This is a genomic window from Rhizobacter fulvus, assembly GCF_964020785.1.
Genome location: NZ_OZ224516.1, coordinates 1,738,590 through 1,757,896, shown reverse-complemented (window position 1 = coordinate 1,757,896; position 19,307 = coordinate 1,738,590). Strand labels below are relative to the sequence as shown.

Below are 19,307 nucleotides of genomic sequence, written 5' to 3'. Positions count from 1 at the left end.
TCGACTCCTCAGACTGCCAGCAGATGCCGGACGACGAACACGGTCCCGAAGCCCGCGCCCATGAACGCGATCGTGGCGACCAGCGAGCGCGGCGAAAGGCGCGACAGTCCGCACACGCCGTGCCCGCTGGTGCAGCCGGCCCCGTAGCGGGTGCCGATGCCCACCAGCAGGCCCGCGCCGATCAGGGCGGTCCAGCCGGCGTCGATGGTCGGGCGCGGCAGCGTGGCCGCCAACGCGTAGACCACGGGTGCGCCGACGAGGCCGAGCACGAAGGCCACCCGCCAGCCGACGTCGCCTGGCGTCGGCCTGAACAGGCCGCCGATCACGCCGCTGATGCCGGCGATGCGGCCGTTCAACAGCACGAACAGCGAAGCGGCGATGCCGATCAAGGCCCCGCCGGCCAGGGCCGACCACGGGGTGAACGCGTTCCAGTCGATCGTCATCGGTTACTCCTTGCAGTAGAGGCGATACAGGACGTCGAGCACCTGCATCACGCGTGGGTCGGCCACGCGGTAGTAGATCCGCTTGCCCTCGCGGCGGGTGTCGACGACGCCCTCGCCGCGCAGCACTGCCAGTTGCTGCGACAAGGTCGGTTGGCGGATGTCCAGTTCCTCCTCGAGATCGCTGACGCACATCTCCCCCTGCGAGAGTTGGCACAGCAGCAGCAGGCGGTCCTCGTTGGCCAGCACCTTCAGGGCGCCGACGGCCTGACCGGCGGCCCGGCGCAACACGGCCGGGTCGATGAGGGCTTTCATCTTGGGCATTGAGACAGGTCAATCATTTAACTTGCATACATTATATTATCGTATATAGTGTAAGTCAAGCGAACCAGACGAGACGCCGCCATGACCACAACGACCAACACCGCGACCACGATCCAGGGCTTCTTCGACCCGGCCACCTGGACGGTCTCCTACGTCATCAGCGACAACGCCAGCCACGCCGCGGCGATCGTCGATCCGGTGTTGGACTTCGACTTCAAGTCCGCCCGGACGAGCACCCGCTCGGCCGACCAGGTGCTGGCCTATGTGAGAGAACGCGGGTTGCAAGTCGAGTGGATCCTGGAGACCCACGCCCATGCGGATCACCTCTCCGCTGCCCCCTATCTTCAGCAGCACGTCGGCGGACGGATCGCGATCGGCGAGCGCATCCGCGATGTGCAGGCCACGTTCAAGACGCTCTACAACCTCGACCGCGGTTTCCTGCCGGATGGCAGCCAGTTCGACCACCTGTTCAAGGATGGCGAGAAGTTCCGGATCGGCGAGGTCCAGGCCACCGCGCTGCTGGTACCGGGCCACACCCCGGCCGACATGGCCTACGTGGTCGACGACGCGGTGTTCGTGGGCGACACCCTGTTCATGCCCGACGTGGGGACCGCGCGCGCCGACTTCCCCGGTGGCGACGCCCGCACGCTGTACCACTCGATGCGGCGCATCCTCGAGTTGCCCGCGGCCACCCGGATGTTCGTCTGCCACGACTACCCGCCAGCGGGCCGACCGGTGCGCTGGGAGACGACGGTCGCCGAACAGCGCGAACGCAACGTCCACGTCCACGACGGCATCGGCGAGGCCGAGTTCGTCGCGATGCGCCAGGCGCGGGACGCGACGCTCGACGTGCCCACGCTGATCTTGCCGGCGCTGCAGGTCAACGTCCGGGCCGGCCGTCTGCCGCCCGCGGAGGGCAACGGGGTGGCCTACCTGCGCATCCCGCTGAATGCGTTGGGCGCGCCCCGACCTTGATCTCGATCATGTCGGACCCGCCCGATCCGGTGATGATGTCCAGGGCACATGGGAGAAAGTCATGATTCACAACGTGGGTGGTGTCGACCGGGTGATCCGGATCGTGGCGGGGGTGGCGCTGATCGGTGCCGCCGCTCTGGGCTACATCGGTGCATGGGGCTGGATCGGCGTCGTGCCGCTCGCGACCGGGCTGTTCAGGGTCTGCCCCGCGTACCTGCCTTTCGGCGCCAGTACCTGCGCCGCCCGAAGCTCCGACGCCAAACCGTGAGTGAGCCGGGGCACAGCATGAGTGAACCCCGTACCGATTACCGCGGACTGACGCAGTCGGTCTCGGCGGGCCTCGCCACGTTGCGGTCAGGGACGCCCGAGGTCATGAGGGCCTTTCACGACCTTGGTCGCGCCGCTACCGCGGACGGTGTGCTGGACCGCAAGACCAAGGAGCTGATCGCGCTCGCGCTCAGCGTGGCCGCCCGGTGCGATCCCTGCATCGGCTTCCACATGCAGACGCTGGTCAAGCTGGGCGTGACGCGGCCGGAAATCGACGAGACGCTGGGCGTGACGACTTACATGGGCGGCGGGCCGTCGCTGATGTACGCGGCAAACGCCATCGCCGCATTCGACCAGCTCTCGAGCCCGTCATGATGTGCGGCCGCTCACCAGCTCAAGGGGTTGACGCGGTACAAGAGGCTCATCTCGCGAAACAGCGCCGCGTGCGCCTGTGCCAGCCGCTGCGGCTGCTCGAAGAACGCCTCGCTGGCGACCGCGAAGAACTCCGCGGCATCGACCGCGCCGTACGCGTCGAGCAGTGACGGCTCGCCGGCCGCCACGCGCTGCCGCAGGGCCTCGAACTCGGCGGTGAACACCGCGCTCCAGCGCTCGCGCCGCGCGCGCGTCGGCAGATACGGCGCGCCATTGGCGGGGCCGTTCGCCTGGTCGAGCTGGTGCGCGAACTCGTGGATCACGACGTTGCGGCCGTCGTCCGGATGGCGCGCGCCGTCCAGCGCGTCCTCCCACGACAGGATCACCTGTCCGGTCGACCACGACTCGCCCGACAAGGCGTGGCGGCGTTCGTGGGCCACGCCCACGCCGTCGGTGCGCAGCTGGTCGACGACGAACGCGCCGGGGTAGACGAGCACCTGGCGCAACTGGGCGAAGTAATCGGTGCGCCGGTTCAGGATCAGCAGGCAGGCCTGCGCCGCGATCGTGACGCGCATCTCGTCGGTCACCTCCAGCCCGGCGCAGCCGATGAACGGCTTCTCGGCCAGGAACACCTGCATGCGCTTCTTCAGCTGCAGCTGCAGGTCGGCAGGCAGGGTGCGGAAGTAGGGCACCCGCTCGCGCAGGATGCGCCGCCATTCGGATGGGAACGGCTGCCGGCGCACCCGTGCGCGGCGCCATTCGGCAAACAGCGGCTCGCGCAGCAGCCAGGTCAATAGCGCCAGCGTGGCAACGAGGACGAGCAGCAATGACACGCTGGGATTCGCGCCTGAGTGAGCCGGTTGGCCGGCTCTCGAAACTGAGGCCGGGTGGCCGCGATTCAATGCGCCGTCGCGTCAAGCTGGTGCGCTCAATCAGAAATACAGGAAAGTACCAGTCGAGCAACGCAAAAGAGTATCTGTACTCGCGCCTGCTGTACCGGGCCCGGCAACTCGATACGCCTATCTTTCGCTGGCCGGCGCGCTGCACGCGTCGCGATCGAACCGAACAACAGGAGACACGACCCCATGAAACTCAAGACCGCCTTCGCCTTCGGGCTCAGCGTGATCGCCGCCGCTTCCGCGCACGCGGTCGACCTCGTCATCGCCACCGTCAACAACGGCCACATGATCGAGATGCAGAAGCACTCCAAGGACTTCGAGAAGGCCAACCCCGGCATCACGCTGAAGTGGGTCACGCTCGAGGAAGGCGTGCTGCGCCAGCGCGTCACGACCGACATCGCCACCAAGGGCGGCCAGTTCGACGTGATGACGATCGGCCTGTACGAGGCGCCGATCTGGAGCAAGAAGGGCTGGCTGACCGAGATCAAGACCGACGCCGCCTACGACGTCGACGACCTGCTGCCGGCGATCCGCAGCGGCCTGTCGCAGGGCGGCAAGCTGTACGCCGCCCCGTTCTACGGCGAGAGCTCGATGACGATGTACCGCGAGGACCTGGTCAAGGCCAAGGGCCTGACGATGCCGCCGAACCCGACCTGGGCGCAGATGGCCGACATCGTCGGCAAGATCCACGATCCGGCCAAGGGCGTGTATGGCCTGTGCCTGCGCGGCAAGCCGGGCTGGGGCGACAACATGGCGTTCCTGACCACGATGGTCAACGCCTACGGCGGCCAGTGGTTCGACATGGCCTGGAAGCCGCAGATCGACACCAAGCCCTGGCACGACGCGATCACCCAGTACGTCGACCTGATGAAGAAGTACGGGCCCCCGGGCGCATCGGCGAACAGCTTCAACGAGAACCTCGCGCTGTTCAACGAGGGCAAGTGCGGCGTGTGGATCGACGCGACGATCGCGGCCTCGTTCATCAGCGACCCGAAGCAGTCCAAGGTCGCCGACAAGGTGGCCTTCGCCGCCGCGCCGACCGCGGTGACGAACAAGGGCGCGAACTGGCTGTGGTCGTGGAACCTGGCGATCCCGTCGTCCTCGAAGCAGCCCGAGGCAGCGCAGAAGTTCATCACCTGGGCGACCTCGAAGGACTACATCAACCTGATCGCGAAGGAAGCCGGCTGGCATGCCGTTCCGACCGGGACGCGCAAGTCGACCTACGCGAACCCCGAGTTTCAGAAGGTCGCCAAGTTCGCCGCGGAGGAGAAGCGGGCCATCGACTCCGCGAACCCGAACGACAGCACGCTGCCGAAGTCCCCGTACGTGGGCGTGCAGTACGCGGCGATCCCCGAGTTCCAGGCGATCGGCCTCGCGGTGGGCCAGCAGATGAGCGCGGCGCTGTCGGGCAAGGTCTCGGTCGATGCGGCGCTGAAGACCTCGCAGACCGCGGCTGAGCGCGAAATGACCAAGGGCGGTTACTACAAGAAGTAGATGACAGCCCCTCGGTCGATGGGTACATCGACCGATCCCCCGAGGGGATGCGGGCCGGCTTGGGAGCGGCCCGGCGCTCGGCCCGCTCTCGCCGCCGCACCCCTTGGAATTTCCCGAAGGTCCTGCCATGTCCCGATTCCTGCCCCGCGCGCTGATGTCGCCGGCGGTCGTCACGCTGCTCGCGTGGTCGCTCGTGCCGCTGGTGATGACGATCTACTTCGCGCTCATCCACTACAACCTGAACCAGCCCGGCGAGCACGGCTTCGTCGGCCTGGAGAACTTCAGGTACTTCATCACCGACCCGGACTTCTGGCCTTCGGTGCTCCAGACGATCGAGCTGCTCGGCTGGGTGATCGTCATCACCGTCGTGCTCGGCGTCGGCCTGGCGCTGCTGATCAACGACCCGTTCCCGGGGCAGGGCATCGTGCGGGTGCTGCTGATCTCGCCGTTCTTCGTGATGCCCACGGTCAATGCGCTGCTGTGGAAGCACATGATGATGAACCCCATCTACGGGGTGCTCGGCAAGGTCTGGCTGTTCTTCGGCGCGACGCCGATCGACTGGATGACCGACTACCCGCTGGCCTCGGTGATCATCATCCTGAGCTGGCAGTGGCTGCCGTTCGCGTGCCTGATCTTCATCACGGCGCTGCAGTCGCTCGACCGCGAGCAGATGGAAGCGGCGCGCATGGACGGCGCCAACAAGCTGCACCAGTTCTGGTACCTCACGCTGCCACACCTGGGCCGCTCGATCGCGGTGGTCGTGATGATCGAGATGATCTTCCTGATGAGCGTGTTCGCCGAGATCTTCACCACCACCAGCGGCGGCCCTGGCAACGAGAGCACCAACCTCGCGTTCCTGATCTACAAGCAGGCGCTGATGAACTACGACGTGGGCGTGGCCTCGGCCGGCGCGCTGTTTGCGGTCGTACTCGCCAACATCGCGGCGGTGTTCCTGATCCGCATGGTCGGCAAGAACCTGGACTGATGCCATGGCAAAGAAAGCCCCCTTCCCCTACGTGCGGACGTTCTTCGCATGGTTCCTCGCGTTGCTGCTGTTCTTCCCGCTGTTCTGGCTCGGCATCACCGCGTTCAAGACCGAAGGCCAGGCGATCGCCGGTGACCTGTTCTTCACGCCGACGCTCTCCAGCTTCGTCGAGGTGCAGGCCCGCAGCGACTACCTGCACTACGCGAAGAACTCGCTGATCACCAGCGTGGTCTCGACCGTGCTCGGCCTGCTGATCGCGGCACCCGCGGCCTACTCGATGGCCTTCTTCCGCACGACGAAGACGCGCGACATCCTGATGTGGATGCTGTCCACCAAGATGATGCCGGCCGTCGGCGCGCTGATGCCGATCTACGTGCTGGCGCAGACGACCGGCATGCTGGACTCGCTGCCGGCGCTGATCATCGTGTTCACGCTGTCGAACCTGCCGATCATGGTGTGGATGCTCTACAGCGCGTTCAAGGAAGTGCCGAACGACATCCTCGAGGCCGTGCGCCTCGACGGCGCCACGGTGTGGGACGAATTCCGCCACGCGATCCTGCCGCTGACCATGGGCGGCATCGCCTCCACCGGCCTGCTGTGCCTGGTGCTGGCGTGGAACGAGGCGTTCTGGTCGCTCACGCTGACTTCCGCCGGCGCCGGCACGCTGGCCGCGCTGATCGCGCAGTACAGCAGCCCCGAAGGCCTGTTCTGGGCCAAGTTGTCGGCGGCCTCGTTGCTCGCCATCGCGCCGATCATCGTGTTTGGCTGGTTCTCACAGAAGCAACTCGTCCAGGGTCTGACCTTCGGCGCAGTGAAGTAAGGAGCAAGACATGGCTTTCCTCGAACTCAAGGGCATCGTCAAGGAATTCGGGCCGGTGCGCACGATCAAGGGCATCGACCTGCAGATCAACAAGGGCGAGTTCATCGTCTTCGTCGGGCCTTCGGGCTGCGGCAAGTCGACGCTGCTGCGGCTGATCGCCGGGCTGGAATCGACGACCGCCGGTTCGCTGCACCTCGACGGGCGCGACATCACCGACGTGCCCTCGTCGAAACGCGACCTGGCGATGGTGTTCCAGTCGTACGCGCTGTACCCGCACATGACCGTGTTCGACAACATGTCGTTCGCGCTCAAGCTGGCCAAGGTCGACGTGAACGTGCGCAAGGAGAAGGTCGAGCGCGCCGCGAAGATCCTGAACCTGACGCAGTACCTGCAGCGCACGCCGAAGGAGCTCTCGGGCGGCCAGCGCCAGCGCGTCGCGATCGGCCGCGCGATCGTGCGCGCGCCGAAGGTGTTCCTGTTCGACGAGCCGCTGTCGAACCTCGACGCAGCGCTGCGCGGGCAGACCCGCGTCGAGATCGCGAACCTGCATCGCGACCTGGGCGCGACGACGATCTACGTCACCCATGACCAGGTCGAGGCGATGACGCTGGCCGACCGCGTCGTCGTGCTGCGCGACGGCCTGATCGAACAGGTCGGCTCGCCGCTGGAGCTGTACGACCGCCCGGCCAACCAGTTCGTCGCGCAATTCATCGGCACGCCGCAGATGAACGTGCTGCCGGCCGCGACGCTGCCCGAACTCACGCGCATCGCCGGTGCACGGCTGCCGTCCGACGGGTCGGTCGGCGTGCGGCCCGAGTACGTGCGCATCGTGCCGGCCGGGCAGGTGGGTCAGGGTCAGGTCATGGCCGGCAAGGTCGAGCTGGTCGAATCGCTCGGCTCGGACACGTTGATCCACACCCGCGTCGGCGCCAACGTGCCGCTGGTGTCGCGCCAGAGCGAGCGCACGACGCTGAAGCTCGGCGACGCCGTCGGCGTCGAGATCGATCCGAACGCGCTGCTGTTCTTCGACAAGCAGGGCCGGGCGATCCGCGAGATGCAGAAGGCAGCGTGACCATGAGCAAGCCGTTCGTGATCCTGCACCTCGGCCTGGGCTCGTTCCATCGCGCCCACCAGGCCGTCTACCTGAACCGCCTGATCGAACAGGGCGAAACCGACTGGGTGCTCGCCGGCGGCAACCTGCGCGGCGACATGCTCGAGACGATCGCGGCGCTGCAAAAACAGGGCGGGGCGTACACGCTCGAGACCGTCACGCCCGGCGGCGAGCGCCACTACGAGCGCATCCAGTCGATCCGCCACATCATCCCGTACGAGCCGTCGCTGGCCGGGCTGATCGAGGTCGGCGCGGATGCGAACACCCGCATCATCTCGTTCACCGTGACCGAGGCCGGCTACTACCTCGACGCGCACAACAAGCTCGAGACGAGCTACACCGACCTCGCGTCCGACATCGCCGGCACGACGCGCAGCACGATCTACGGTGCGCTCGCCGCGATCCTCAACGAGCGCAAGCGGCTCGGCAGCGGGCCGGTCACGCTGCTGAACTGCGACAACCTGCGCAGCAACGGCGAGCGCTTCAAGCTCGGCTTCGCGGACTTCCTGACCCGCCGCGGCGACACCTCGCTGCTCGCCTGGGTCAACGCCAGCACCAGCACGCCGAACGACATGGTCGACCGCATCACGCCGCGTCCGCTGCCCGACGTCGCGGCGCGCGTGCAGGCCGCAACCGGCTTCGACGATGGCGCGCCGGTGATGGGCGAGAAGTTCATCCAGTGGGTGATCGAGGACCACTTCATCGCCGGCCGCCCGGCCTGGGAGAAGGTCGGCGCCGAGATGGTCGACTCGGTGCTGCCGTACGAGGAGGCGAAGATCCGCGTGCTGAACGCGACGCACAGCTGCGTCGCGTGGGCCGGCACGCTGATCGGGCTGCAGTACATCCACGAGGGCGTCGACCACCCGGCGATCCGCCAGATGGCGTTCGACTACGTCACCGACGACGTGATGCCGTCGCTCGAGGCCGAAACGAGCCCGTACCCGCTCGACATCGCCGCCTACCGCGATGTCGTGCTCGAGCGCTTCAGCAACCCGCACATCCAGGACACCAACCAGCGCGTCGCGGCCGATGGCTTCGCGAAGATCCCCGGCTTCCTCGGGCCGACTTTCCGCGAATGCCTGGCGCGCGGCGCGTCGATCGCGGCGGTCGCGAAGCTGCCCGCGCTGTTCTTCGAGTTCCTCGGCCGCTGGCACCGCGGCGAGCTGCCGTTCGAGTACCAGGACCAGGGCATGGACCCGGCCAGCGCGCACGCGATCTTCGCGAGCGCCGACCCGCTCGACGCGTTCGCCCGTGATCCCATCCTGTGGGGGCCGCTGGCCGGCGATGCCCGCCTGCTCGCCGCGCTGCGAACGGCGCACGCCGAGGTGCTGGTCTTCGTCGCCGCGAATGCGAAACGCTGAGCCGGGCGCCGCACGACAATACGACCCATGAGCCTCAAGCGCGCCCGCACCCCCGAACTCGAGCACGATTTCGTTCGTGACCCGACGCTCGGCTACGAGCCGGCGGGCAGCTACGGTTACGTGCGCTGCCTGGAGCACGGCTTCCCGAACCCGCTGGTGCGTTGGCACTACCACGAGGAGTACGAGCTGCACCTGATCGTGCAGACCCGCGGCAAGGCCTTCGTCGGCGACTACATCGGCCACTTCGAGCCGGGCCACCTCGTGCTCACCGGTCCGCGGCTGCCGCACAACTGGATCTCGACCGATGTCGGCCCCGAGGGCGTCGCGCAGCGCGACATGGTGCTGCAGTTCGCCGGTGAGCCGCTGAAGCGGGCGTCCGAGTCGATCGGTGACCTGCGCGAGGTGCTGCCGCTGCTGGAGCGCGCGCGCCTGGGCATCGAGTTTTTCGGCATGTCCGAGCGCGCGAGCGAGAACCTGCAGACGATCAAGCGCCTGCACGGCGTCAAGCGTTTCAGTGCGTTCCTGAGCTTCCTCGGCGAACTCGCCGAGTGCACCGACTACCGGCTGCTGTCCAGCATGCCGCTGCAGAGCTTCGACGACGACAATTCGCTGGCCCAGATCAGCACGATCGTCGACTACATCACCGCCAACGCCACCGAGTCGTTCTCGATGGGCCAGCTGTCGCAGCGCGTGGGCATGAGCGAGAGCCAGTTCTCGCGCTACTTCCGCCGCGCGACCGGCAACACCTTCACCGATTTCGTCAACCGTTTGCGAATCGCTCGTGCCTGCCAGCTGCTGATGGAGACCGACCGCTACATCAGCAACGTCTGCTACGACTGCGGGTTCAACAACGTCGCCAACTTCAACCGCCGCTTCCTCGAGATCAAGGGCATGACGCCGAAGGAATTCCGGCGCCAGGGCGAGGCCCGCTTCGGCCTGCGCCCGACCACCGACGCGCACCGCCAGGCCGGCGCCAAGACCGCGCCGGGGTAAGGCGCGCCGGCGCGCGTCGTCCTCCCCCAAAGGTGGGAATTCGGAGCGAGAGCGTCGCCGCGTGACGACGGTATGACTCCGAAGTGTGAGTTCTTACCCCCTTCTGGTGGGTTTTCCGGCGCGCCGAATCCGTTGATCATTCGTGAATCGGGGGCCACGTGAGGCTGCCGGAGCGATCAACATGCATTTCGATGAACGCAAGATCGGTGAGTACCGCGTCTACACCGGTGCACTGGAAGGACCGCAGGGCGACGGGTACATCGCGGCGCTGGTCGTGATGTCCGAGCAGGGTGGCGTCGCCCGCGAGCTCGTGCGCGACGAGAGCCTGGCTTGCGGCCACCGCTGGCCGTCCCCGGACGCCGCGCTGGCCTACGCGATGACCAAGGCCCAGGACATCATCCGCAAGCAGGCGCTGCTCGCCTGCTGAGCCAAGGCCCTGCATGACGCCGGGCCTTGCCCGGCCGGCCCGCGAGGGCTGCACGTAGACTCTGTGCTCGATCCCTCCTGCGCAGAAAGTCTCCCCAACGATGCCCCACAACGTCAGCCTGATCTCCACGATTGCCGCGGGATTCGGTCTGGCGCTGGTGTTCGGCTACATCGCGGCGCGCGTCAAGGTGCCGCCGCTGGTCGGCTACCTGCTCGCCGGCATCCTGATCGGCCCGGCGACGCCCGGGTTCGTGGCCGATGTCGACCTCGCCGGCCAGCTCGCCGAAATCGGCGTGATGCTGCTGATGCTTGGCGTCGGCCTGCACTTCTCGTTGAAGGATCTGCTCGCGGTCAAGCGCATCGCGATCCCCGGTGCCCTGCTCCAGATCGCGGTCGCGACCGTCCTCGGCATGGGCACCGCGGCGTGGTGGGGCTGGAGCGTCGGTGCCGCGCTGGTGTTCGGGCTGGCGCTGTCGGTGGCAAGCACCGTGGTGCTGCTGCGCGCGCTCGAATCGCGCGGCGTGCTCGAATCGATGAACGGTCAGATCGCGGTCGGCTGGCTGATCGTCGAGGACCTGGTGATGGTGCTGGTGCTGGTGCTGCTGCCGGCGCTCGCGCCGCTGCTCGGCGGCGCAGGCGGCGACCCTGCCGCGCCGGGCCAGGGCATCTGGGCGACGCTTGGGATCACGCTCGCGAAGGTCGCCGCATTCATCGCGCTGATGCTGGTGGTCGGCCGGCGCGTGTTCCCGCGGCTGCTGTGGCTGGTCGAGCGCACCGGGTCGCGCGAGCTGTTCACGCTGTGCGTGATCGCCGGCGCGGTCAGCGTCGCATACGGCTCGGCCAAGCTGTTCGACGTCTCGTTCGCGCTCGGTGCGTTCTTCGCCGGGATGATGATGCGCGAATCGGAGTTCAGTCACCGCGCCGCCGAGGAATCGCTGCCGCTGCGCGACGCGTTCTCGGTGCTGTTCTTCGTCTCGGTCGGCATGCTGTTCGACCCTCGCGTGCTGCTCGACGAGCCGCTGCGCGTGCTGGCCGTGGTCGCGATCATCATGGTTGGCAAGACGCTGGCGGCGGTCGCGCTGGTGATCGCGTTCCGCTACCCGCTGAACAGCGCGTTGACCGTCGGCGCGAGCCTTGCGCAGATCGGCGAGTTCTCGTTCATCCTGGCCGGGCTCGGCGTCGCGTTGAAGCTGCTTCCGGTGGAAGGACAGAGTCTGATCCTGGCCGGCGCCCTGATCTCGATCGGGCTCAACTCGTTGCTGTTCGGCGCGATCGGCCCGGTGCAGGCGTGGCTGCGGCAGCGCTCGGCGCTGGCGCGCCGCCTGGAACTGCCCGACGACCCGTTGGCCGAATTGCCGATGAGCACCGACCAGACGCTGCTGACCGGGCAGGTGGTGCTGGTGGGCTACGGGCGCGTCGGGCGGCGCATCGCGCGGTCGCTGCAGGCGCAGGGCGTGGCGTTCGTCGTGGCCGAGCAGAACCGCGAATTCGTCGAGAAGCTGCGGGCGCAGGGGACGGCCGCGGTGAGTGGCGACGCGACCGAACCGGCGGTATTGATCCAGGCGCACATCGCGCAGGCGGCGATGCTGGTGATCGCGACGCCGGACACGCTGGGCGTGCGCAAGATGGTCGCGACCGCGCGCACGTTGAACCCGGGCATCGAGGTCGTGGTGCGCAGCCACAACGAGGAGGAGGCCGCGCTGCTCGAGTCCGAGCGCATCGGCAAGGTGTTCATCGGCGAGCGCGAACTGGCGCACGGCATGGCCGGGCACGTGCTGTCGCGGATGCGCCCGGCCGCAGGCGGCGTTTCAGGCGCCGTCGCTCCCGCGACGGCGCACTAGCGGGTGTCGCTCAGGCAGCGAGCGCAGCCGTCGCGGCGGCGAGGCACTTGTTGCACTTGCCCAGGCCGGGCAGGCGCGCGTCGGGCTTGCCGTCGCCGGTCTTGAAGTTCGCCTGGCAGCGGCGGCAGACGTACATCTTCGAGCTCGACATCATCGGCTTGACGCCGGGCTCGCCGGCCGGGCGCGCGGCGACGTACTCGGCCTGCGTCTGGCGCAGCTTCTGCGTGGAGTCGGAGGTGGCGGAGGGAGCGGGACGACGGGTGGCCATGGGCGGTCCTGAAGAAGAAGTGCGGACGACCGTGGAGCTTGACGCCAAACACGGGCAACCTGTCGATTGTCCCAGCATTCGGTGACGCGCGTGCAAACCCCGAGGAATGGGCCTTGGGGATTGTGTTTCCGCTGGTGACAGGTCCCACTGCGCCGGGGCGCAGCTTCAGGGGGCGCCCAGCCCGACGCCCTGATCGAGATCCAGCCTGCCGCCCGGCACCACGACCAGACTGGGCTGTGCCTCCCGCATCGCCGGCGCGAAGCGCGCCGCCGCCCCCGCGACAACGACCCGCCGTCCAGTCTGGCCGAGGTGCGCCACGGCGTAGCGCTGCACATCCTCCGCGCTGACGGCCGACAGTGCATCGATCCGGGTGCGCAGCTCGGCCGGCGAGCGTCCGGCGACGATCAATCCCTTGACCGCGGCGGCCAGCCCGGCGGTGGTTTCGACACTGCGGCTGAAGTCGCCGATCACCGTGGCCTTGCGGGCCGCCAGTTCGTCGGCGCCGACCGGCGCGGTTGCGAGCCGATCCAGCTCGGCCTGCACCAGCGTGACGACCTCGGCCGCCGATTCGTTCTTGGTCTGGATCACCGCCCGCAGCGAGCCGCCGTCCGGCCGGGCGTCGAGCCCGCTGCCGGCCGAATAGCTCAGGCCGCGCTTGATCCGGATCTCCTGGTTCAGTCGCGACGAGTAGCCGCCCCCCAACACCGAGTTCATCACCGCCGCGGTCGCGCGGTCGGGGCCCAGCGGCGGCAGCGGCGTGGCGACGACGACGGCCGCCTGGCCCGCCTGCGGCATGTCGATCACCGCCGCGGCTTGCGGCAGCGCGGCGTTCGGCGGCAGGTCCGCCGCCGCAGCGGCGCCGTGCGGCGGTTGCCAGCGGCCGAAGTGGCGCCGTGCCAGTTGCAGCGCAGTGGTCGCATCGAGATCGCCGGCGAGTACCAGCACGGCGTTGTCCGGACGGTAGCGCGCCGCGTGCAGCGCCACCAGGTCGGCGCGGGTGATGGCCGTCAGCGAGGCCGGCGTGCCACCGGCGGGGTGGCCGTACGGGCCGGCGCCGTAGAGCAGCCGCTGCGCCGCCAGTGCCGCCAGGCGGCCGGGCTGGCTGTAGGCGACCTTCAACTCGTCGAGCGACTGGGCACGCAGGCGGTCGAGTTCGGCCGGCGCGAACGCCGGCTGCTGCACGACCTCGCTGACCAGCGCGAGCGCCGCGTCGAGCTTCGGCACCGTGACGGTGATCCCGACGCCGGACTGGTGCCAGCCGGCCCCGCCGTCGAGCGCGCCGCCGAGCGACTCGGCGGCCTGCGCGAGCTGGGTTGCGCTGTGCCGCCGCGTGCCCTTGGTCAGCAGGCCCGCGGTCATCGACGCGAGCCCGGCGCGGCCCGGCGGATCGACCTCGCTGCCTGCCAGCACCACCAGCTCGGCCGTGACCAACTGAACACCGCGACGCTCGGCCAGTACCACGCGCAATCCGTTCGGCAGCCGCTGTTCGACCGGCGCGGCGATCGCGAGCGGCCGCGGCGCGCCCGGCTGCGGCGCCTGGTCGAAGCCCTGCCCGTGCGCGGCGGCGACGCCACCCGCGGTCAGCGCCAGCAGCAGCGCACGCCTGATGAAATCGGTCGCGGTCATTTCGGCGCGCTCTCCTGGACGTAGTGCAGCACGAGCTTGTGGGTCGACGCGACGTAGCGCTGCATGACCCGCTGGACGTCCGCGGCCGTGACCTGCTGCAAGGCCGTCAGGTCGGTGTTGACGGTGGCGGCGCCGCCCTGCAGCACGGCCGCTTCGGCGACGGCGGACGCCAGCCCTTCCGGCGTCTGGCGCGTCAGCAGCGCGCCGGTGACGATCTGCGTCTTGACCTTCGCGAGTTCGGCCGCGGCGACCGGCTGCCGGGCCAGCTTGAGCACCTCGGCAAGGAGGGCCTTCTCCACGACCGCCGGCGAGCGGCCGCTCGCGGCGATTGCGGTCGCGGTCAGCAGCCCGGGCCCGACGCGCAGGTCGGCGTTGAAGCCGGCCTGGCCCGCGACGCGCTGCCGGTACACCAGCGATTGATTCAGTCGCGACGACTCGCCGCTGCCGAGCAGCGCCGCCGCCACCTGCAGCGCGGGCGCATCGGCGCTGGTCGTCGGCGGGCCGAGCCACACCAGCGCGACGGCCGGCAGCGGCACCTGCGGGCCGGTGACGGTGGTGCGCCGGTCGGCCGTCCACGCCGGCTCGGTCGCGGTCACGCGCGGCAGCGCGGTTGCGGGACGCGGCACGCGGGCGAAGTACTTGTCGACCCAGGCGTCGAGCTGCGTCGGGTCGAAGTCGCCGGCGACGACCAGCGTCGCGTTGTCCGGCCGGTAGTACGTGGCGTGGAACGCGACCACGTCCGCCAGCGTCGCGGCCTCCAGGTCCTCGATGCTGCCGATGCCGGGGCGCTTGTACGGGTGCACCTGGTAGGCCGCCTTCGGGATCGCGTTCGCGAACCGGCCGTAGGGCGAGGCAAGCACGCGCTCGCGGTACTCCTCCTCGACCACGGCGCGCTCGGAGACGAAGTTCTCCTGCACCACGTTCAGGTTCGACATGCGCTCGGCCTCGGCCCACAGCAGCACCTCGAGGTGGTTGGACGGCACCAGGTCGGTGTAGCCGGTCACGTCATTGCTGGTGAACGCGTTGTTCGCGCCGCCCACGTCCTCGGTCATGCGGTCGAACTGCTCGCTCTTCAGGTGCGCGGTGGTCTTGAACATCAGGTGTTCGAAGAGGTGCGCGAAGCCGGAGCGGCCGCTCGGGTCGTCCTTCGAGCCGACGTGGTACCAGACCTGCACGCTGACCGTCGGACTCGCGCTGCTCGGCACCGCGATCACCTGCAGGCCGTTCGGCAGCACGCGTTCGGTGAAGCGGATCGGCGCGATCGTCAGCGCGGGCCCGGCCGACCACGCGGTGGCCGCGATCGTCAGCGTCAGCAGTGCCGCGGCGCGGCGCAACAGCGGTCCCGAACCCATCGCGCGCGTCACGCCGACTTGGCGACCAGCGTGAAGTGCTCGACCACCGGTGGCGCCGCGAAATACGGCCCGATGATCGCGCGCCACTGCGGGAACAGCGGGCCCTGGCGGAAGTCGACGGTGTGGTTCTCGAGCGTGTCCCAGTAGATCATCAGGATGTAGCGCTCGGGCGATTCGACGCCCTTGTTGACCTTGAAACCGCGAAACCCGGTGGCCTTCGACGCGACGGTCTCGATCGCCTGCTGGATGGCGGCGTCGAACTCGTCCTGTTTGCCGGGCGGGATGCGGATGTCGGCGATTTCGAGAATCATGCGCGGGCTTTCGGTGGCGGTGGGTAGCGTGCCAGTCTACAAGCGCGCGGCCATCGCTGCCGCACGCGCGGTCGGTCAGACGCCGAGGAAGCGGGACAAGGCTTCGGTGTCCGCCGACAGATCGGCCGACGCGCCGGACGCGACGATCACGCCCTTCTCCAGCACCACCGCGCGGTCGGTGTGGGCCAGCACCGCGCGGTAGTTGCGGTCGACGATCAGCGTGCTGATGCCGGTGGCGCGGATCGCGCCGATCACGCGCCAGATCTCGGCGACGATCAGCGGTGCGAGGCCTTCGGTCGCTTCGTCGAGGATCAGCAGCGTCGGGTTCGTCATCAGCGCGCGGCCGATCGAGAGCATCTGCTGCTCGCCGCCCGAGAGCTGCTGGCCGCCGTGGCCGAGCCGTTCGGTCAGGCGCGGGAAGGTGGCGAGCACGCGCTCGTAGGTCCAGTCCTTCTTGCCGTCGACGCCGGCGCGGGCCGTCATCACCAGGTTCTCGCGCACCGACAGGTTCGGGAAGATGCCGCGCCCTTCGGGCACGTAGCCGATGCCCAGCCGCGCCATGCGCTCGGGCGCCGCGTTGGTCATGTCGCGGCCGTGCCAGCGCACTTGTCCTTTCGCGACACGGACGTAGCCCATCAGCGCGCGGATCAGCGTGGTCTTGCCCATGCCATTGCGGCCGAGCAGGCCGAGCGCGGTGCCGGCGGGCAGGTCCAGGCTCACGCCGCGCAGCGTGTGGCTGTCGCCGTAATAGGTGTGGAGGTCGGTGAGCTGCAGCATCGCGTCGTCGTCGCTACGTCAGTGCGCATCGCCGAGGTAGGCGGCAATCACCTCGGGATGCGTTCGGATCGCGGCCGGCGCATCGCTCGCGATGACCGTGCCGTTGACCATCACGGTGATGCGGTCGGCGATCCGGAACACCGCGTCCATGTCGTGCTCGACCAGCAGGATCGCGTGGTCGCGCTTGAGCTCGCCGAGCAGCGCGAGCATGCGCTCGGTTTCCTCGGCGCCCATGCCGGCGAGCGGCTCGTCGAGCAGCAGCACGCGCGGCCGCGTGGCCAGGCACATCGCGATCTCCAGCTGACGCTGGCCGCCGTGGCTGAGCAGGCCGGCCGGGCGCTGCGCATGTTCGGTGAGGCCGGCCGCCTCGAGCGCGGCACGCGCGGCCTGCGTGCTGTAGGCGCAGCGTTGCGCCGACTCCCACACCGCCCACGGCTTCGGTTGCGCGGCCTGCGCGCTGAGGCGGCAGTTCTCCAGCACCGTGAAGCTCGGGAAAATCGTGGTGCGCTGGTAGCTGCGGCCGACGCCGGCCAGCGCGCGCCTGGGCTGCGCCCAGCCGCCGATGTCCCGGCCATCGAGTTCGATCGTGCCGCTGCTGGCCGGCAGCTCGCCCGAGAGCATGTTGATCAGCGTCGACTTGCCGGCGCCGTTGGTGCCGATCACCGCATGCACCTCGCCGGCGTGCAGGTCGAGCGAGACCCGGCTGACCGCGGTGAGACCGCCGAAGCGGCGCGTCAAGTCCACCGCGCGCAGCAGTGCGCGCGGATGGCCCTCGCGGAGCAGCGCCTCAGCCATGGGCCGCTCCGGTCAGGCGCTGGCGCAGGCCGATCAGGCCCTTCGGCAGCAGCGCGACGAACGCGATGATCGTCAGGCCCAGCGTCATCTGCCAGTGGCTCGCGATCGGGCCGAGCAGCGACTCGAGCTGGAACAGTTCCTTCAGCAACGTGAACGCGATCGCGCCGATCACCGCGCCGCGCAGGTGGCCGATGCCGCCGAGGATCAGCATCAGCAGCACCGCACCCGATTCGTGCCAGCTGAGCAGTTCGGGGTTCACGGTGCCGTCCTTCACGGCGAGCAGGAAGCCGGCGAGCCCGGCCAGCGCGCCGGCAATCACGAACGCGGCCAGCTTGTACCAGTAGGTCGCGTAGCCGGTCGCGCGCATGCGCTGCTCGTTGACGCGGATGCCCGCCAGCGCATGGCCGAAACGCGAGCGCAACAGCAGCGCGAGCAGCGCGTAAGTGCCGATCAGCGCGCCCATCACCGCGTAGTACATCGTCCGCTTGTCGTCCAGGTTCAGCGCGCCGAGCACCGGCTTGACGTACAGGAACATCCCGTCGCTGCCCCCGGCGAGCTTGGTGTCGTGGAACACGAAATACGCCATCTGCGCGAACGCCAGCGTGACCATGATGAAGTACACGCCCCTGGTCCGCAGGCTCAGCGCGCCGACGAAGAGGGCGTAGGCGGCCGCCGCGCCGATCGCGAGCGGCAGCACCGTCGCGACCGACCCGCCCGCATCGCCCGACGCCAGCACCGTCACGTACGCGCCGATGCCCAGGAACGCCGCGTGCCCCAGGCTCACCAGCCCGGTGACGCCGACCAGCAGTTCCAGGCTCAGCGCGAACACCGCGTAGATCGCGATCTTGACGACCAGGTCTTGCAGGTACGGCGAGAGAATCGGCTGCAGCGCCAACAGCGCGATGCCGGCGACGATGGGAACGAACGAGGCCGCCTTCATCTAGTAGGCCCGCTTCATCAGGCCTTCCGGCCGCCACACCAGGATCACCGCCATCAGCAGGTACACGCCCACGCCGCTGTACTCGGCGAAGAACACCTTGCCGAACGTGTCGACGAATCCGACCAGCAAGGAGGCGATCAGCGCCCCGGTGATCGAGCCGATGCCGCCGATCACGACGACGACGAAGCAGATGATCAGCACGCTGCCGCCCATGCCCGGGTAGACCGACGACAGCGGCGCGGCGATCATCCCGGCCAACGCCGCGAGCGCGACGCCGCCGGCGAACACGATGCGGTACAGCAGCTTGATGTCGAGCCCCAGGCCGCGCGCCATCTCGCGGTTGCTCGCGCCGGCGCGGATCATCATGCCCAGGCGCGTGCGGTTGACGACCGCGTACAGGCCGAGCGCGACGACGATGCAGGCGACCGACGCGAACACGCGATACCACGGGTACGACATCAGCCCCCCGAGCTGGAAGCCGCCCGCCAGCCACGCCGGCGCCTGCACGCCATGCACGTCGTTGCCGACGAGCAGGCTGCGCGCTTCCTCGAACACCAGGATCAGCGCGTAGGTCATCAGCACCTGCTGCAGGTGGTCGCGCTGGTACAGGAAGCTGAAGAACGCCCACTCGAGCAGGTAGCCGAACACGGCCGCGAGCACCACGCCGACCAGCAGCTTGGTGATGAACCAGTCGCCGAAGTAGGGCGCCAGCACGAACGCGACATACGCGCCGATCATGTAGAAGCTGCCGTGCGCGAGGTTGATCACGCCCATGATCCCGAAGATCAGCGTCAGGCCGCTGGCGACGAGGAACAGCAGCAGGCCGTATTGCACGGCGTTCAGGCACTGGACGAGGAAGGTGGCGAGGTCCACGGGGTAGCCATGAAAAGGGCGGCCCGCGGCCGCCCGTGGATGAGGTGAGAACTGCGC

22 protein-coding genes are annotated in these 19,307 nt (G+C 68.7%); 11 read left to right on the top strand and 11 right to left on the bottom strand.

The genetic code is table 11. From position 1 onward, the window contains the following. Positions 1 to 8: 8 nt before the first annotated feature. Both ACWH49_RS08415 and ACWH49_RS08410 read right to left on the bottom strand, forming a co-directional pair. Positions 9 to 443 (bottom strand): YeeE/YedE family protein, encoded by a 435-nt coding sequence (locus ACWH49_RS08415; protein WP_448171047.1) that lies wholly within the window; start codon positions 441 to 443, stop codon positions 9 to 11. 3 nt (positions 444 to 446) lie between these two features. Then, positions 447 to 755, bottom strand: coding sequence for an ArsR/SmtB family transcription factor (locus ACWH49_RS08410; protein WP_448171046.1), 309 nt, complete (start codon positions 753 to 755; stop codon positions 447 to 449). A 90-nt stretch (positions 756 to 845) separates the two neighbouring features. On the opposite strand from ACWH49_RS08410, the gene ACWH49_RS08405 reads away from it, so the two are divergent. From ACWH49_RS08405 to ACWH49_RS08395, 3 genes are all read left to right on the top strand, one after another. After that, positions 846 to 1,739 carry an MBL fold metallo-hydrolase gene (locus ACWH49_RS08405; RefSeq protein WP_448171045.1) on the top strand — a complete coding sequence of 298 codons (894 nt, stop codon included), beginning with the start codon at positions 846 to 848 and terminating at the stop codon, positions 1,737 to 1,739. Between the two features lie 61 nt (positions 1,740 to 1,800). Continuing rightward, positions 1,801 to 2,007, top strand: coding sequence for a YgaP family membrane protein (locus tag ACWH49_RS08400; RefSeq protein WP_448171044.1), 207 nt, complete (start codon positions 1,801 to 1,803; stop codon positions 2,005 to 2,007). A 17-nt stretch (positions 2,008 to 2,024) separates the two neighbouring features. Beyond that, positions 2,025 to 2,381 carry a carboxymuconolactone decarboxylase family protein gene (locus tag ACWH49_RS08395; RefSeq protein ID WP_448171043.1) on the top strand — a complete coding sequence of 119 codons (357 nt, stop codon included), beginning with the start codon at positions 2,025 to 2,027 and terminating at the stop codon, positions 2,379 to 2,381. A gap of 11 nt (positions 2,382 to 2,392) precedes the next feature. Here ACWH49_RS08395 and ACWH49_RS08390 read toward each other — a convergent pair whose 3' ends face one another. Beyond that, on the bottom strand, positions 2,393 to 3,211 hold the full coding sequence (locus ACWH49_RS08390) for a M90 family metallopeptidase (protein ID WP_448171042.1): 819 nt from the start codon (positions 3,209 to 3,211) through the stop codon (positions 2,393 to 2,395). A gap of 252 nt (positions 3,212 to 3,463) precedes the next feature. On the opposite strand from ACWH49_RS08390, the gene ACWH49_RS08385 reads away from it, so the two are divergent. The 8 genes from ACWH49_RS08385 to ybaL all read left to right on the top strand — a co-directional run bounded on the left by ACWH49_RS08385 (position 3,464) and on the right by ybaL (position 12,308). Next, positions 3,464 to 4,771: an ABC transporter substrate-binding protein gene (locus ACWH49_RS08385; RefSeq protein ID WP_448171041.1), complete on the top strand. Its 1,308-nt coding sequence runs from the start codon at positions 3,464 to 3,466 to the stop codon at positions 4,769 to 4,771. 127 nt (positions 4,772 to 4,898) lie between these two features. Further along, entirely contained in the window at positions 4,899 to 5,756 is an 858-nt protein-coding gene (locus ACWH49_RS08380; protein WP_448171040.1) for a carbohydrate ABC transporter permease, read from the top strand. Positions 5,757 to 5,760: 4 nt separating this feature from the next. Then, positions 5,761 to 6,576 (top strand): carbohydrate ABC transporter permease, encoded by an 816-nt coding sequence (locus ACWH49_RS08375; protein ID WP_448171039.1) that lies wholly within the window; start codon positions 5,761 to 5,763, stop codon positions 6,574 to 6,576. A gap of 10 nt (positions 6,577 to 6,586) precedes the next feature. Continuing rightward, positions 6,587 to 7,648 carry an ABC transporter ATP-binding protein gene (locus ACWH49_RS08370; protein WP_448171038.1) on the top strand — a complete coding sequence of 354 codons (1,062 nt, stop codon included), beginning with the start codon at positions 6,587 to 6,589 and terminating at the stop codon, positions 7,646 to 7,648. 2 nt (positions 7,649 to 7,650) lie between these two features. After that, entirely contained in the window at positions 7,651 to 9,048 is a 1,398-nt protein-coding gene (gene dalD, locus ACWH49_RS08365; protein WP_448171037.1) for a D-arabinitol 4-dehydrogenase, read from the top strand. 27 nt (positions 9,049 to 9,075) lie between these two features. Continuing rightward, complete coding sequence (locus tag ACWH49_RS08360; RefSeq protein ID WP_448171036.1) at positions 9,076 to 10,041, top strand: AraC family transcriptional regulator; 966 nt, start codon at positions 9,076 to 9,078, stop codon at positions 10,039 to 10,041. Between the two features lie 181 nt (positions 10,042 to 10,222). Beyond that, positions 10,223 to 10,468 (top strand): hypothetical protein, encoded by a 246-nt coding sequence (locus tag ACWH49_RS08355; RefSeq protein WP_448171035.1) that lies wholly within the window; start codon positions 10,223 to 10,225, stop codon positions 10,466 to 10,468. Between the two features lie 100 nt (positions 10,469 to 10,568). Beyond that, positions 10,569 to 12,308: a YbaL family putative K(+) efflux transporter gene (ybaL, locus tag ACWH49_RS08350; protein ID WP_448171034.1), complete on the top strand. Its 1,740-nt coding sequence runs from the start codon at positions 10,569 to 10,571 to the stop codon at positions 12,306 to 12,308. 10 nt (positions 12,309 to 12,318) lie between these two features. Here the strand turns inward: ybaL and ACWH49_RS08345 are convergent, their stop codons facing one another. The 8 genes from ACWH49_RS08345 to ACWH49_RS08310 all read right to left on the bottom strand — a co-directional run bounded on the left by ACWH49_RS08345 (position 12,319) and on the right by ACWH49_RS08310 (position 19,250). Continuing rightward, complete coding sequence (locus ACWH49_RS08345; RefSeq protein WP_056466134.1) at positions 12,319 to 12,576, bottom strand: hypothetical protein; 258 nt, start codon at positions 12,574 to 12,576, stop codon at positions 12,319 to 12,321. A gap of 165 nt (positions 12,577 to 12,741) precedes the next feature. Further along, positions 12,742 to 14,202, bottom strand: coding sequence for a M16 family metallopeptidase (locus ACWH49_RS08340; protein ID WP_448171033.1), 1,461 nt, complete (start codon positions 14,200 to 14,202; stop codon positions 12,742 to 12,744). After that, a complete protein-coding gene (locus tag ACWH49_RS08335; RefSeq protein ID WP_448171032.1) occupies positions 14,199 to 15,554 on the bottom strand; it encodes a M16 family metallopeptidase in 1,356 nt (451 codons plus the stop codon). The genes ACWH49_RS08340 and ACWH49_RS08335 overlap by 4 nt, the downstream gene beginning before the upstream one ends. Before the next feature lie 8 nt (positions 15,555 to 15,562). Beyond that, positions 15,563 to 15,865, bottom strand: coding sequence for an antibiotic biosynthesis monooxygenase family protein (locus ACWH49_RS08330; protein ID WP_056466126.1), 303 nt, complete (start codon positions 15,863 to 15,865; stop codon positions 15,563 to 15,565). A gap of 75 nt (positions 15,866 to 15,940) precedes the next feature. Further along, positions 15,941 to 16,642, bottom strand: coding sequence for an ABC transporter ATP-binding protein (locus tag ACWH49_RS08325; RefSeq protein WP_448171031.1), 702 nt, complete (start codon positions 16,640 to 16,642; stop codon positions 15,941 to 15,943). An 18-nt stretch (positions 16,643 to 16,660) separates the two neighbouring features. Then, complete coding sequence (locus ACWH49_RS08320; protein WP_448171030.1) at positions 16,661 to 17,437, bottom strand: ABC transporter ATP-binding protein; 777 nt, start codon at positions 17,435 to 17,437, stop codon at positions 16,661 to 16,663. After that, positions 17,430 to 18,377, bottom strand: coding sequence for a branched-chain amino acid ABC transporter permease (locus ACWH49_RS08315; RefSeq protein ID WP_448171029.1), 948 nt, complete (start codon positions 18,375 to 18,377; stop codon positions 17,430 to 17,432). The genes ACWH49_RS08320 and ACWH49_RS08315 overlap by 8 nt, the downstream gene beginning before the upstream one ends. Next, the gene (locus ACWH49_RS08310) at positions 18,378 to 19,250 is read right to left on the bottom strand and encodes a branched-chain amino acid ABC transporter permease (protein WP_448171028.1); all 873 of its coding nucleotides are present in this window, start codon (positions 19,248 to 19,250) and stop codon (positions 18,378 to 18,380) included. Between the last annotated feature and the right edge of the window lie 57 nt (positions 19,251 to 19,307).